The 13,021-nt window shown below is 54.5% G+C and carries 11 protein-coding genes and 3 pseudogenes; 5 read left to right on the top strand and 9 right to left on the bottom strand.

Annotated elements, in window-relative coordinates:
• Nucleotides 1–388: 388 nt before the first annotated feature.
• Nucleotides 389–1,344, top strand: a pseudogene (locus M0H32_RS26515) (IS481 family transposase).
• On the opposite strand, the pseudogene M0H32_RS29790 reads toward M0H32_RS26515, so the two are convergent.
• The 4 genes and pseudogenes from M0H32_RS29790 to M0H32_RS26500 form a co-directional block, all read right to left on the bottom strand.
• A pseudogene (locus M0H32_RS29790) lies at nucleotides 1,343–1,565 on the bottom strand (transposase); the annotation flags it as partial. The pseudogenes M0H32_RS26515 and M0H32_RS29790 sit on opposite strands and share 2 nt — an antisense overlap.
• Before the next feature lie 474 nt (nucleotides 1,566–2,039).
• A complete protein-coding gene (locus M0H32_RS26510) occupies nucleotides 2,040–2,813 on the bottom strand; it encodes an alpha/beta fold hydrolase (protein WP_248159515.1) in 774 nt (257 codons plus the stop codon).
• Nucleotides 2,813–3,691, bottom strand: coding sequence for a DUF2182 domain-containing protein (locus M0H32_RS26505; protein WP_248159514.1), 879 nt, complete (start codon nucleotides 3,689–3,691; stop codon nucleotides 2,813–2,815). The genes M0H32_RS26510 and M0H32_RS26505 overlap by 1 nt, the downstream gene beginning before the upstream one ends.
• Before the next feature lie 3 nt (nucleotides 3,692–3,694).
• Complete coding sequence (locus M0H32_RS26500; RefSeq protein WP_248159513.1) at nucleotides 3,695–4,360, bottom strand: DUF1326 domain-containing protein; 666 nt, start codon at nucleotides 4,358–4,360, stop codon at nucleotides 3,695–3,697.
• Between the two features lie 80 nt (nucleotides 4,361–4,440).
• Between M0H32_RS26500 and M0H32_RS26495 the strand changes: the two genes are divergently transcribed.
• The 3 genes from M0H32_RS26495 to M0H32_RS26485 are packed head-to-tail and all read left to right on the top strand — an operon-like array spanning nucleotide 4,441 to nucleotide 7,981.
• Complete coding sequence (locus M0H32_RS26495) at nucleotides 4,441–5,985, top strand: sugar ABC transporter ATP-binding protein (RefSeq protein ID WP_248159512.1); 1,545 nt, start codon at nucleotides 4,441–4,443, stop codon at nucleotides 5,983–5,985.
• The gene (locus tag M0H32_RS26490; RefSeq protein ID WP_248159511.1) at nucleotides 5,985–6,968 is read left to right on the top strand and encodes an ABC transporter permease; all 984 of its coding nucleotides are present in this window, start codon (nucleotides 5,985–5,987) and stop codon (nucleotides 6,966–6,968) included. Before M0H32_RS26495 ends, M0H32_RS26490 begins: the two co-directional genes overlap by 1 nt.
• 32 nt (nucleotides 6,969–7,000) lie before the next feature.
• Entirely contained in the window at nucleotides 7,001–7,981 is a 981-nt protein-coding gene (locus tag M0H32_RS26485) for a sugar ABC transporter substrate-binding protein (RefSeq protein ID WP_248159510.1), read from the top strand.
• A gap of 60 nt (nucleotides 7,982–8,041) precedes the next feature.
• On the opposite strand, the gene M0H32_RS26480 is transcribed toward M0H32_RS26485, so the two are convergent.
• The 4 genes from M0H32_RS26480 to M0H32_RS26465 all read right to left on the bottom strand — a co-directional run bounded on the left by M0H32_RS26480 (nucleotide 8,042) and on the right by M0H32_RS26465 (nucleotide 11,725).
• Nucleotides 8,042–8,515 carry a RidA family protein gene (locus M0H32_RS26480; RefSeq protein ID WP_248159508.1) on the bottom strand — a complete coding sequence of 158 codons (474 nt, stop codon included), beginning with the start codon at nucleotides 8,513–8,515 and terminating at the stop codon, nucleotides 8,042–8,044.
• Between the two features lie 3 nt (nucleotides 8,516–8,518).
• On the bottom strand, nucleotides 8,519–9,136 hold the full coding sequence (locus M0H32_RS26475; protein WP_248159506.1) for a TetR/AcrR family transcriptional regulator: 618 nt from the start codon (nucleotides 9,134–9,136) through the stop codon (nucleotides 8,519–8,521).
• Between the two features lie 30 nt (nucleotides 9,137–9,166).
• On the bottom strand, nucleotides 9,167–10,093 hold the full coding sequence (locus M0H32_RS26470) for a hypothetical protein (protein ID WP_248159504.1): 927 nt from the start codon (nucleotides 10,091–10,093) through the stop codon (nucleotides 9,167–9,169).
• A gap of 147 nt (nucleotides 10,094–10,240) precedes the next feature.
• A complete protein-coding gene (locus M0H32_RS26465; RefSeq protein ID WP_248159502.1) occupies nucleotides 10,241–11,725 on the bottom strand; it encodes an aldehyde dehydrogenase family protein in 1,485 nt (494 codons plus the stop codon).
• Between the two features lie 103 nt (nucleotides 11,726–11,828).
• Between M0H32_RS26465 and M0H32_RS26460 the strand changes: the two are divergent.
• Nucleotides 11,829–12,116, top strand: a pseudogene (locus tag M0H32_RS26460) (transposase); the annotation flags it as partial.
• A 33-nt stretch (nucleotides 12,117–12,149) separates the two neighbouring features.
• Here the strand turns inward: M0H32_RS26460 and M0H32_RS26455 are convergent.
• A complete protein-coding gene (locus M0H32_RS26455; RefSeq protein ID WP_248159500.1) occupies nucleotides 12,150–13,019 on the bottom strand; it encodes an SMP-30/gluconolactonase/LRE family protein in 870 nt (289 codons plus the stop codon).
• Between the last annotated feature and the right edge of the window lie 2 nt (nucleotides 13,020–13,021).

Raw genomic sequence — 13,021 nt, 5'->3', positions numbered from 1 at the left:
GGATTAATCGGGCAGGTATTCGTAGAGATGCTTCTAATTAAAGCTGCCGACGCAAGTAGCCTCGAGGAAATACAGTAGTCGTGAGGCTCGTCCTGGGATATTTTGCAAGTCATAATAATTTGATATACGATTAACTTGTTTTATGCAAGTGATTATTGTCTCCAATTTGCGGCCAATGAGCTGCTCCTCGTTCTGTCCTCGCTTATAAGTCATGGAGTTAATGCACCGGCGTGCTGCCCGATACATCCGCGGGGTGGACTCGAGAAAATCGGTCCAATTGAGTGCTACCCAACGTGCCCTAGGTGTGGACTCCAAAAAGGTTGTTCACTCGCATTGAAGATCTGAGACTGGTTGGTGACCAAACACAATCAGCTTCAGGATCGAAGGAATGAACAACCCGCATAAGAATGCTCGCACGTGTTTTTACATTCGAGAACAAATCGTTGAGCGCTATCAGAACGGCGAGACGGCGCCTTCGATTGCAGCTGCGTTCGGGATTTCCGTACGCACGGTCTACAAGTGGCTGAAGCGGTTTCGCGAGCACGGTCCTTCCGGGCTGATCGCCCGCTCCAGTGCACCCAGGACCTGCTCCAATGCATATATGCCTGGTTGGCGGAACCTGATTGTCCGACTGCGCCAATTGCGGCTGACAGCAGACGCGATCGGTGAAGTGCTCGGCTTCCCAAGATCCACCGTGGCTCATGCTCTCAAGGTCTGGGGTCTGAACCGCCTCAGCCTGCTCACACCTCCAGAGCCGATTCGCCGCTACGAACGAGATGCTCCTGGTGACCTGCTGCACCTGGACATCAAGAAGCTCGGACGCTTCAACAAGACCGGGCATCGCGTCACCGGCCACCACAGGCGCAAGCGCTCAAGGGGCGTCGGCTATGACAATGTGCATGTGGCCATCGACGATCACAGCCGCGTTGCCTATGTCGAGGTACTGCCGGACGAGCGTGGCTACACCTGCGCCATGTTCCTTGTCCGGGCCGCCAGATGGTTCGTCACCAAGGGGATCATCATCAAGCGGGTCATGACGGACAATGGCGTGGGCTACAGGTCGAACCTCTTCGCCACGACGCTCCAGCAGATCGGCGCGAGACATGTCCGCACCAAGCCCTACACGCCGCAGACCAACGGAAAGGCGGAGCGCTTCATTAAAACCCTGCAAGCGGAGTGGGCTTACGGCGTACCGTACAGAACTTCAGAACAAAGAAATGCCGCCTTGCCCCGATGGCTCGATATCTACAATTGCCAGCGACCGCACGGCGGCATTAACTTCAAGACACCGATCAGTCGTCTGATCCCCAATCAGTGAACAACCTCATTGGAAAGCACACCTAACGCCTTGCTCCGCCCATCTGCAAAACCGGACATAGACCGAGTTCCAATTCGCGGAGCGCTCGTGCATGTTCCGCTGAGGGCGGCCAACACGGAGGACATGCAAAAATGCCGATGAAATAACTACGATTATCCTGAGCCAGGCAAGACTTTCGGCCTCGCTCTGAAGGAAGCATTGCTTCAATCAATCCCCATTCTGCATCCTTCAAATCGCTACGTGCCAAGACTGCCTCCTAAAGGATTGTCTTGAATCACAACCCAGCTGTATTGGGAATCGCCTTTGTCAACACGACCTACGCAAATATGGAAATTCGGCCTAAGAGCTTTCTCCCAATCAAGTGCAGAAAAATTTAGGTCAGCACCGTCTGTTCCTGCCTAACTATCCTATTCGGTACAAGGCAAGCATAGCCGCAGCGCATCAAAGCGATCTGATTATAGGATCGCTCGGGTCTTCGATGGGGTAGAAAGGCGCCGATCTCTCGGGAATCCAGAATAAGCCCACTAGAACCGGCTTCCAAATTTGGCGGAACAAATGAGTATGCAGCCGGTGCCACAATTCCTCGAGCTATTCTGACGACACCCACCGATAGCACGTCAACTATCTACACCGAACACTAGGATAGGCGGACATTTATCTCCGATCACCTTCTGTTATGAACTAATTGCTTTTCAATTGAGGCTAAGCTGGAGATAAGGCTTCAGCCGATACCTTCCAAGAAACACTTGAGAACTCTATTGTACTCTTCTGGTGTTTCATAATAAGGCGAGTGGCCTGCATCGATCTCGGCAAACTTCGCAGCTGAAAAATACGATGCCAGCTCCTTGAGTACCTTTGGCGGCCAGAATGCATCGTCCGCCCCGGAAACTATCAGGACCGGACAAGCGACGTCCTTGCACACCGCAACGTCTTTCAGAACTTCGGAACGGAACATGTTTCCGTAAAGGTCATAACCGCGTATCTGTGTATTGAATGCCGAGATCTCGCGGTAAAGGAAGGCATCCACCGGTTTTTCTTTGCGAAACCTACCGCCCAGAGCAACATTCGACCCTCCAACCGCCTGGATCTGCCGAATGATGCTCTCCATTCCCGACACGCCGCTTGACAGGTTGATGCCCGCGATCGTGTCACCAAGGGTCAGGGACTTCACTCGGCTGGGGTGATCGACCGCGAGCTGCATGCCGGTCCACCCGCCCATGGACTGGCACACGATATGCGCAGATTCAATGTTCAACGCATCGAGCACCGAAATCGCGTCCTTGCCGTATTCAACGAGGCTGAAGTCTTCACGAATGCACCGGGAGCGTCCAAAGCCCCTGTGGTCGAAAGAGATACATTGATAGTCCGGCGAAAAAAACTCGAACTGTTTCCACCAGATGGACGCGTTTCCGCCTGCGCCGTGGCAAAAGAGGATCGGATCTCCTTCGCCTAGGCTGGTAAAGTAGATAGGGACGTCGTTTTGAGTCATGGGCATCAGGAAAACACTCCAAGGAAACCGCCTATCAGCAGCCAGATTGCGTAGATGATGAGCCCGGCTCCAACAGCGCGGGCGAGCAGATCCGCCCGTGGTGCGGCCTTTTCGATCAGAAAATAGAGGGTCAGCGCTGCCATGACGTGGATGTTCATAGTGCCCACGGCAAACATCAGCGCCATCAGGAGCCAGCAACAGCCCACGCAATAGAGGCCATGAGCCCACCCCATGGTGAAGGCGCCGACTTGCCCCTCTTTCCAATGGTTCATGATATAGGCCATTGGAGATCTGCAGTGGTTGAGGCACATCTGCTTGAACGCGGAGAACTGGAACAGTCCTGCTGCAAGGTAGATAAAGGCAACAAGTTTGTTGTCATTCAGAGCGGACATGGGCTGCATCAGACCCGTCTGTTGCAGAAGAAACTGCAACAAGGAACACGCAATACCGAATGCTGCCCAGAGGGCCAGATATCCCGAAACGAATATCAGAGTCGAAACAAACGGTAGACCAGCGTCCCGCCTCTTCTTGTTTATGCCGGAAAACGCTAACACCATGCCAGTAGTCGACGGCACCATCATGCCAATCATCATAATGATCCACATAACGGCGAGAAATCCAACGGCTACAAGTTGGCCAAAAGTTATGGATTTCATGCTCCGGTCCATATTCGGCATCGTCGTCTCTTGCGCCACCATGTGGTTGCCCGACACCGCCATGTCTCCCATGTGCATGCCCTGCATCGTTTGAATGCCGGTCATGTCCAAGAAGCTTGACTGGACCAGCAGATAGGCCCAGGACGCAGCGCAAATGACGATCAACACAGCGAAGATCACCAGCCGATCTCGGTAAAGGGTGTTTTCTGTAATCGTAGGATTGCTCATCGATCAGACTTCCGGGAAATTGAGTTTCACAGGTTCCGGCCCTTTCAGGTCAAAGGGCATGTGCTTGCTGCTCTGTCCCTTATTGTTCCAGATGAAGCCTGCATGATTGACGAAACTCATGACTGCCTTACCCCAGGTTGCAAGGGCGCCTGCACCCACCTCAGACCCTGTCGGATTGGTGGTCTGTACTAGTTGGCCCGGCCAAGTGGTTGGTCCCGTCAGGGCCTCGATATGTGCGCCGGCGTAACCGGGGGCCTCTGCCTTCCAGTAGGACATGTCCTCAGCCATCTCGAAGTTGATCGGCACATAGTCAACTGCAGTAATTTCCGCGATAGTGGAAAAGATATGAGCCATGAACCCGCCTGCGTCCTTTGAAAAGATGACGCCAAGGGCCTTCCGCTGCTCGGGTGTTGCCCGCTCATCCACGAGCATCGTGACGGTCATCTTGCACTCACCCGCCCAAAGCGCGCCGTAGAAGACGCCGGGTATCATGACGGACAGGTCGTCGATGCGAGTATCGCCATATGCCCCTTCTTTGATGTGATAGATCACGAAGCCCTCGCAGCGATTATCCGTTGGGCGTTCGGCAAACTCACAGGGGCAGCCGACATCGCAGCTGCAGCTGTCGAACCAGTCACCTTTCATCCACCAATTCTCTACGTGAGTCATATAAACCTCCGGCTGATTGACAAAACGTTACACGGATGTAACGTTACATTCGTGTTATATAAAAGGTCAAGGTTGATTAGATGATCCCGCGCGAAACTGGTTTGGCGGCTACACATGTGGAACTGGCGGAGGAGCCGCAACCTCCCCTCCTTCAAATGATGAACATTCGGAAGACATTCCCCGGTGTCGTTGCTCTGGAAGATATCGAGCTGACCTTGGAGAAGGGGGAGACCCATGCCTTGCTGGGCGCAAACGGCGCCGGGAAAAGCACGCTCATCAAGATTCTCGCCGGGGTTCACGCCGCAGACAATGGCCGGATTTACATGAATGGTGAGCGAACCGGTTTCGAAGGCCCTCTGGATGCGCAGCGTGCCGGCATCCGGGTTATCCATCAGGACCTCTCGCTTCTGGAAAACCTTTCCATTGCAGAGAACATTTTCCTTGGACGGGAACTGCGCGGCGCACTGGGTGTCTTAGACCATAGGCGCATGCGCAAGGAAGCCATGGTCGCACTTCAGAAAATCGGCGTGCAACTCTCCCCTGAAACATCCATCTCGGATCTCTCCATGGGGCCGCGCCAGCTCGTTGAGATTGCCAAAGCGCTGGTCGAGGAGGTCAGTGTCCTTATCCTGGACGAGCCTACCGCATCTCTCAGCGAGGTGGAAGCTTCCAAGCTCTTCGCCATCCTGCGTGATCTTGCGAATTCCGGCGTCGGACTAATCTATATCAGTCACAAGCTCGAAGAGATCGCGCCGCTCGCTGACAAGATAACCGTCCTCAGGGACGGCCGCAGGGTTGGCACCTTCTCGGCGGACCAAATGAGCCGATCGAAGCTCGTATCCTTGATTTCAGGAGGGATTAAAGCGGAGGCACTTTCACATGTCCGAAACGTGGGGGCTGAACTTCTTCGTGTGCGGGGCCTGACGTGCCCCGGTGTGTTTTCAGACATCGATCTTTCGGTGAGATCCGGGGAGATCACCGTTATCACGGGACTTGTCGGGGCCGGAAGATCCGAGGTTCTGGAAACCCTGTTCGGGTCTAGGATGGCCAGTTCCGGTCAGATCTGCATCAATGGATCGGAAGTACGGATCAGGTCGCCGAAAGACGCTGTGTCGTATGGCATTGCGCTCATACCGGAAGACCGGCGCGCAAACGGACTGTGTGTCGACACTACTATCGAAGACAGCATCTGCCTTCCAAACTACGGGAAGTTGGCGGGGCCGCTTGGCGTAGACCGAAAACGCTGCCGGCAGGCAGCGGACCGGCAAATCAATGCCTTGATGATCAAGGCACCCGATGCGCATTCGAAGGGGGGAACCCTGTCCGGAGGCAATCAGCAGAAGGTTGTGATCGCCAAATGGATGGAAAGCAACGCCCGGATATTCCTATTCGATGAACCCACCCAGGGCGTCGACGTCGGCGCAAAATCGGAAATCTATCATCGACTGAACCAGCTCGCAGGAACCGGACACGCAATTCTCGTGGTGTCTTCGGACCTCGAGGAAGTTCTCAAACTTGGCGACCGGATCCTTGCCATGCATCACGGACACATCGTTCGGGAATTTGAGCGCGCCGGCGCAACCGCGAACGGCATTATCGACGCAATCACCTATGGAGCTTCTTAATGACTATACTCACTCGGGATACAGGGATCCGTATCCGAACGGGCAGGTCTGTCGACCCGGCAATCATCGGGCCATCCGTCGTGCTGTTGACCATGCTCGCTACTTATGCAGCGCTAAGCCCGCATTTCCTGACATTTTCGAACTTTTCAAATGTTCTGGTGCAGGCAGCTCCGCTTGTTATCCTCGCGACCGGGCAGACATTTGTTGTTCTTATAGGTGGTCTCGACCTCTCCCAGGGATCGATTGTCAGCCTCGTTAGCGTCGTCACGGCAGCTGTGATGATGAACCATGGCATTGAAGTTGCTATCCTTGCCGGCTTAGGCTCGGGTACCTGCGTCGGCGTGTTGAACGGCTTTCTGGTTGGCAGGCTGGGATTGCAACCATTTATCGTTACGCTAGGCATGCTCTACATGGTTGCCGGCGTTGCCCTGGTGCTATCCGAGGGATCGGCAATCTTCGGATTGCCGCAACCGGATGTCGAAACCTTCTTCTGGTTCGGCGGCGGTAAAATCGGTTTTTTACCCGTTCCCCTCATCATCGCCGTTCTGGTCGTGCTGGGAGCACGTCATGTCCTTGGCAGCCGTGTGCTCGGTCGTCACACCTATGCCGTTGGGAGTAACGCCTCTGTGGCTGCCCTCTCGGGTGTCGATGTGCGCCGTACGAGAATGTGGGTCTTCCTAATCAGCGCCCTCCTTGCCTCTCTCGCTGGCTTCCTGCTCAGCGGCCGTGTCATTTCCGGCCAGCCATTGCTGGGCGCGGGCGACCTTCTGCTGCAGTCCATCGGTGCAGTGATCATCGGCGGAACGAGCATCTTCGGCGGTCGCGGTGGTGTGTTGCGCACGGTGCTCGGCGTGCTCGTCATCGCCTTCATGGTCAACGGCCTCAATCTCCTGGCAATTTCCACCTTTACGCAACAGGTCATAATCGGCGCGATCATCGTCTTTTCCGCATGGCTGAATACTCTCGGAAAAACAAGAGCGTAACTCAATTTCATGGACAAAAAGGAGCAATTGTTATGTCCAGAAAGAACAGCGTGTTTTTTAGACTGGCGGGTCTTTGTCTCACAGGCATTCTATCCCTGAGCGCAGGGGCTATCCCGCAGACAATGGCAGAGGAAAGAGAAATTGCTGTTCTCCTGCCGGCGGCAGGTGCGCCATATTTCCGCATGAAAGCCTATGGCTATGTCGACGAAGCCAAGCAGCATGGCTTCAAGGTGTCCATCTTCGATGCGGGTGGTTTCGGAAACCTGCAAAAGCAGATAACCCAAGTCGAAGATGCGGTGACCCGCGGTGTATCGGCGATCATCCTGGTCCCAGCCAGCTCCGAAGGAACCTCGCGCGTCGTGGACCGCGCCGTGGAGGCGGGTATTCCGATCATCAATGACGGGATCGCGACAGAAAGCTCGAACCTGACAAGTTTCGTTGGCGAGCCCAGCTATACAATGACAGAATTGCTGGCTGCGCATTTGGTTGAGAAACTGGGCGGCAAGGGCAAGGTCGCGATCCTGACAGGCCCGGGCGGGCTGGACCTCACAAGGCTCCGTAACGAGGGGCTGATGAACTATCTTGCCCGTTTTGAAGGGATCGATGTCGTCGCGGAAAAGGCGACGCCTGTGTCCTCGTCAGATGCATTCACAACAACACAGGACTTCCTACAGGCCAATCCTGACATCAAAGGGATATATGCTTTCACCGGAGCCATGGCGATTGGTGTCGTGCAGGCACTGAGGGTTTCGGGCAAGACGCCCGGCGAGGTAACTGTTGTCACGGCGGACCTGGAACCGGAAACGGATCGGCTCATTCGAGAAGGTTGGATCAGTGCCACCGTGATCAGTCAACCTGTTGAAATGGCACGGATTGCCGTTCGAACTGCAGTTCAGGCTGCGGACGGTGAAACTGTCAACGCAGAAATCCTGACGCAGCCAAGCATTGTCACGAACGCGACCATCGATGCTGTCGATCTGTCCGGCCAGTTTGTGCCGGAAGACTGGAACTGATCCACGAATCGAACCGCACTGGCCAGCCAGTGCGGTGTTCTTTTTCTCAGCTAGTCTGCATCAATCGGTCAAGTAAGCGGTAAGCTGCAGTTCAACCAGCCCCCCGTCAGGCAGACTCGATGCACCGATCGCGGTTCGAACGTGGCGCCCGCGATCCCCGTAGAGCTCCAACAGAATTTCCGAAGCGGCGTCGATCACCTTCGAATGCTGCGTGAAACCGCTCGCGGCGTTTACATAGCCTGTGACTGTTGCAACCTGCTCAATGCAATCCAGCGTTCCACGAGCGAGCTTAATGAGCGCGAGGCAACGCAGCATGCAGACCTGCGCCGCCCTGCGGGCATCATCGATCGGGTCGTCCGGCCCAAGATGGCCTCGAATGACGTCTCCGTCGACCCTGGAAAGCTGGCCAGAGGTTGTAAATAGGCCGTTGTGTTGGGTCCAGGTCTTGTATCTGCCGTTAGGTTGCGGATCATTTGGCAGATACAGAGCCAGTGCATTCAGCCTGGATTCAACGGGGCATGAAGCGTCTTGCATGGATCAAGTCCTGTTCGTCCCTGAGCAAAATGGCTCTGACGGCGGGAGGGTTGCGCGAGCGATCTCGTCGATTACCTCATCCGGCGGAATGCCATCGCGAAAAATGAGACGGAAATAGATGGCGCCAAGCATCCTGTCGATCGCCAAGTCGATATCGAGAGCCGGGTCGATCAGATCGCGCGACTGCCCGCGCAGTATCGCTTTCACCAGAAACAAGCGACGGCCTATTTCAATCTTCTTGAAGAGGTTTCCCAATTCGTTGTCGCGACGAAGTTCGGGTATCAGATTGACTAGGACGAGATATCCATTGTTCTTGCGCAGCAGGGCCGTAAAACCCTTCAGCATGGTCGCTACGTCGACTTGCGGTGAGCCGGTGTCAGGGACTTCCGGGATCGCTTCCTTGAAGAGCATTGAAAGCGTGTCAACGACCAGGCCCTGCTTGGAACTCCAGCGCCGATAAAGCGCGGGACGGCTGGAGCCTGCTTCTTCCGCAACATCCGAGAGCGTTAGGTCGCGATATCCCTTGTCTCCGATCACCTTGACCGTTGCATTCAGAAAGGCCGCTTCAAGATTCTGGTTCCTAGGACGGCCGACCTTTGACTGGCTCTTTTTTGTGCTCATCTTCTTAGAGGCTGCTTTTTCTGATTTTCGTCAAGCTTCACAGACAATAGCCGCCGTACCGTCAAATGACAGACCCTGCGGACAGGGGTCTCGGGAAGTATCCACATTTTCCAAAAGGACAATGTCGGCAAATTCGGCAAGCGCTGCAACGGGCAACAACCCTTTAGCGCTAGCCGCATTAGACCGGATCAGGACGTTGAACTTTGCCGAGCGCGCCGCCAGGGCCGCTTTGCGAGCCTCCGTAAATCCTCCTGCAGCCTCCAGGGAGAGTTCGATCCAACCAAATCGGGAACCGAGACGCTGCAAGTCGGAAGAAGTGCAGAAAGCGGCGGGAGCACACAGCTTGTCAAGTGAAGCTGCAATGCCCTCGGCCAAGATGGTATAACGAGACGTCGCTCCACATATCAGCTCCGGTCCATCGCTGGACAGCCCGGCAAGCATCTCAGGTAAATCCTCGGGAGGAACAGGCTCGCTAAAATCCAGAAGCACCTTGCCCTGCGGATTGAGATCTCGAAATTCCGCTAGCTTCCGACTGGCATTTTCTGGGGCGCAAGACAGAAAAACCATGCTGTTTGTTGCAGCCGCGGAAATATTATTTGCCGGGAACGCGGTCTTGTTGAGAGCCATGCGGTAGGAGACGTCCAACAGATATTCGTTTGATGATACCTTTTCTTGGCGCCTGATATCCCAGATGGCGCAATCCAGAGCACATCTGGCCGCTGTTGCAGGAAAGATGTCATTGAGCTCAGCCCTGGTGATGCCGGTTTTGAGGAGCTGTCGTATTTCCTGGAGTTCTTTGAGGGTCGAAGAACAAGTCTCTCCTTGAAAGCCAACAGGGCAAACTTCCGAACGGCCACAATACTGATCAGTATGGAGCTCAATCTCGATATATTCGAACTTTGCGCCATTTAGACCAGTCCTTGAAACCAATGAACTTTTAAATTCGGTGAAAATCAATTCAAAACACCATTTCCTAAGTCTAGATAGAGTTGTAGAGAAACATTATTGCCTTATGTGCGCTCAAGATGTCAAAGCCGTGAAATAATCAACGGGAGTCGAGCAACAGAGGATTCTGTTGCCAGACCACGCGGTAGCACGACAAGTTTACATGGCAACCGGAAAAGCAACGTTCGTCACGCCGCTGACGTTCACCTGGTTGGTTTTAAGTTTGGTAAATGTGCGAATACACTCTGTTCCAAGGTCTTCGCCCATTCCGCTCAGTCCGTGTCCCTCGTAAGGAATGTTCCAGCGGATACGGTTGATGCAATTGGTCCAGAGAATTCCCGCATTCAAGTTCTCCGAAAGCCGCCTGGATCGGGCAAGATCGGAAGTCCAAATGGTCGCTGCCAGTCCAAACTCAGTGTCATTTGCGATATCCACCGCATCCTGTTCCGTCTTGAACGTCAGGACGCATGTGATAGGACCGAAGATCTCCTCTTGCGCAATCCGCATGTCACTTGTGACATCTGTGAAGAGTGTCGGATTGAGGAAATAGCCGCTTTCGCATCCTGCGATCACGGGCGCATCCCCGCCAAACTTGAGGGTTGCACCCTCTGAAACGCCTAGATCAATATATTCCCGGACCTTGTCGTATTGACGCTTTGAAACGAGTGGTCCCACCTGTGTCTCGGCTCGAGCCGGATCTCCTACAGTCACCGTTTTCTTCAAACGCTGCTCGAGCTTGCTCAGGAATGCTGGAGCGATTTCTTGCTGTAATAGTAAGCGTGTTCCTGATGTACAGATCTGGCCTGTGTTCCAGAAACTGGAAAAAAGCGCACCGTCAACTGCGGCATCAATATCCGCATCATTGAACACAATGTTGGCTGTTTTTCCGCCTAGCTCCAGATGTGCGCCCTTGACCTGCCCTGCAGTGCTCGAAAGGATTTTTCGGCCAACAGCCGTGCTGCCGGTGAATGTGATCTTCTTGACGAGAGGATGCTGAACCAAAACTTCTCCGGTGACGCCATCACCCTGGACCACATTGACGACGCCGGCTGGAATGCCGGCTAAAAGGCAAAGTTTGGCGAATTCGATGGCAGTTACTGGTGTTTCTTCCGAGGGTTTCAAGACCACCGAATTTCCAAGGGCAAGAGCCGGTATCGACTTCCAGACGGCGAACAAGAACGGTAAATTCCATGGCAAAATGGAAGCCACGACACCATAAGGTTCTCGAGTAGAATATGAGTGGTAGCCAGGATCGTCTGCATAGACAGAGCCTAGAGCCTGTTCAGGCAGCGAGGAAAAATACGAAACAAGGCTGGAAGCTCTCATCACATCCCTTCTCGCGTTGACCATGGGTTTGCCACAGTCCCGCATTTCCATCATGGCTAAGAAGTTGATGCGCAGCTCGATGTCCGCAGCCAGCTTTCGCAGAGCTTGTGCACGTTCTGCCGGCGGTCTTTTGGACCAGATGCCGCTGACAAAGGTCGAATGTGCGTTTTCAACCGCGGCACTTACGTCGTCGTCGGTGCCATATTCGACCATCGCATATTTGGTGCCGCTTGCCGGATTCACACTTTCAAAGCGTTTCGATGACAGCGATTGTTGTTCTTCTCCGGCATAAAAATGCGAGACGTTGAGGGAATGCATTCCGCAGCTCCATATGTTCGATTATTACGTTACTAACATGTAACGTAATGACGCATGTGTCAATCTGTGAATCATGTTGCTCGCCAGAGCCGCGTCATTCTGAATGTCGCGACCCAAACACTACGAACTAACTCGGGAACAATGCAATTGGATCGCAGATGTCTTGCCCGGCAAGGCTGGTGATCCGGGCCGTTCCGGGAACGACAATCTCATTTTCGTCAATAGTGTGCCGCAGGTGTTGCGGCCCGGTCCTCACTGGAATGACCTGCCTGAGCGCCACGGCAAGTGGAAGACCGCCCACAAGCACATTACTCGCTGGGCGAAGGCCGGGGTTTGGGAGCGTGTATTCGATCACCTGATCAGTGATCCGGATAATGACTATGTCAGTATCGGCCCCTGCCTTGAGTGACTAACTCACAGAGACCTAGACACCAAGCACCCTGAAGACGGGCGCTGCGGGCGCAACATCTTCTTTCGTCAAGACCCCCCCGGCCGAGGCTTGCTCGTCCAGTTGCGCAACGTTCAAAAATCGCCTTTGATTGGTGACAAAAAGCGTGCGCCCCTGAGGACCGCCAAGGATTGGCATTGTCGGGCGCGTTGCAGGAACGCTTAGCCGCTCCAGTTCGCCTTCACCGAGCGACAATTTGCGAACATCGCCTTCACCGATCACGGCGACCCAAAGGTGGCCATCGCGATCGAAACAGGCACCGTCCGGATGGGCACCATCCTCGAACTCATGCACAACGTGCGCAGATTGGACCTCGCCACTTGCCGGGCCAGTGCGAAGGAACTCCAGACGCCGGGATGGCGTGTCTACAAAGGTGAGACCGGTTCCATCGGGATGCGGTGCGATAGCATTTGGAACAAGGATATTCTCGCGAACCGTATGGATGCTGCCGTCCGTGTCGCGTCGATAGAGTCGGCCAATCGCACGGCCCTCACCGGTCATATCCATCGAACCAAACCAGAGCCGCCCCTGGGCGTCAGGCTTGCCGTCGTTCAACCGTACGGTGACACGGTCAGTTTCGGTGTCGCTGACCTGCTGCAGGGAGCCGTTTTCAGGATGATGGACGAAAAGCCCCGTTTCAAGGCCAATGACAAGTTTTCCGCTTTCCCCAAGCGCGACAAAGCCGGGTTGCCAGGGGAGAAGCGTGGCACGTGTCGTGCCTTCCATATTGGTGCACAGAAGACGCTGCGCCTGAATATCAATCCACCACAGACATTGGCGGGTGGGATCCCACAGCGGAGACTCTCCGGTAATGGCGTGAGGATTTGAAAGAAGCTGAAAGGTCATCA

The sequence above is a fragment of the Roseibium sediminicola genome, from assembly GCF_023156505.1.
GTDB classification, from domain to species: domain Bacteria; phylum Pseudomonadota; class Alphaproteobacteria; order Rhizobiales; family Stappiaceae; genus Roseibium; species Roseibium sediminicola.
Note: the sequence above shows the minus strand (reverse complement) of the source record. Positions and strands in the feature narration are given on the sequence as shown.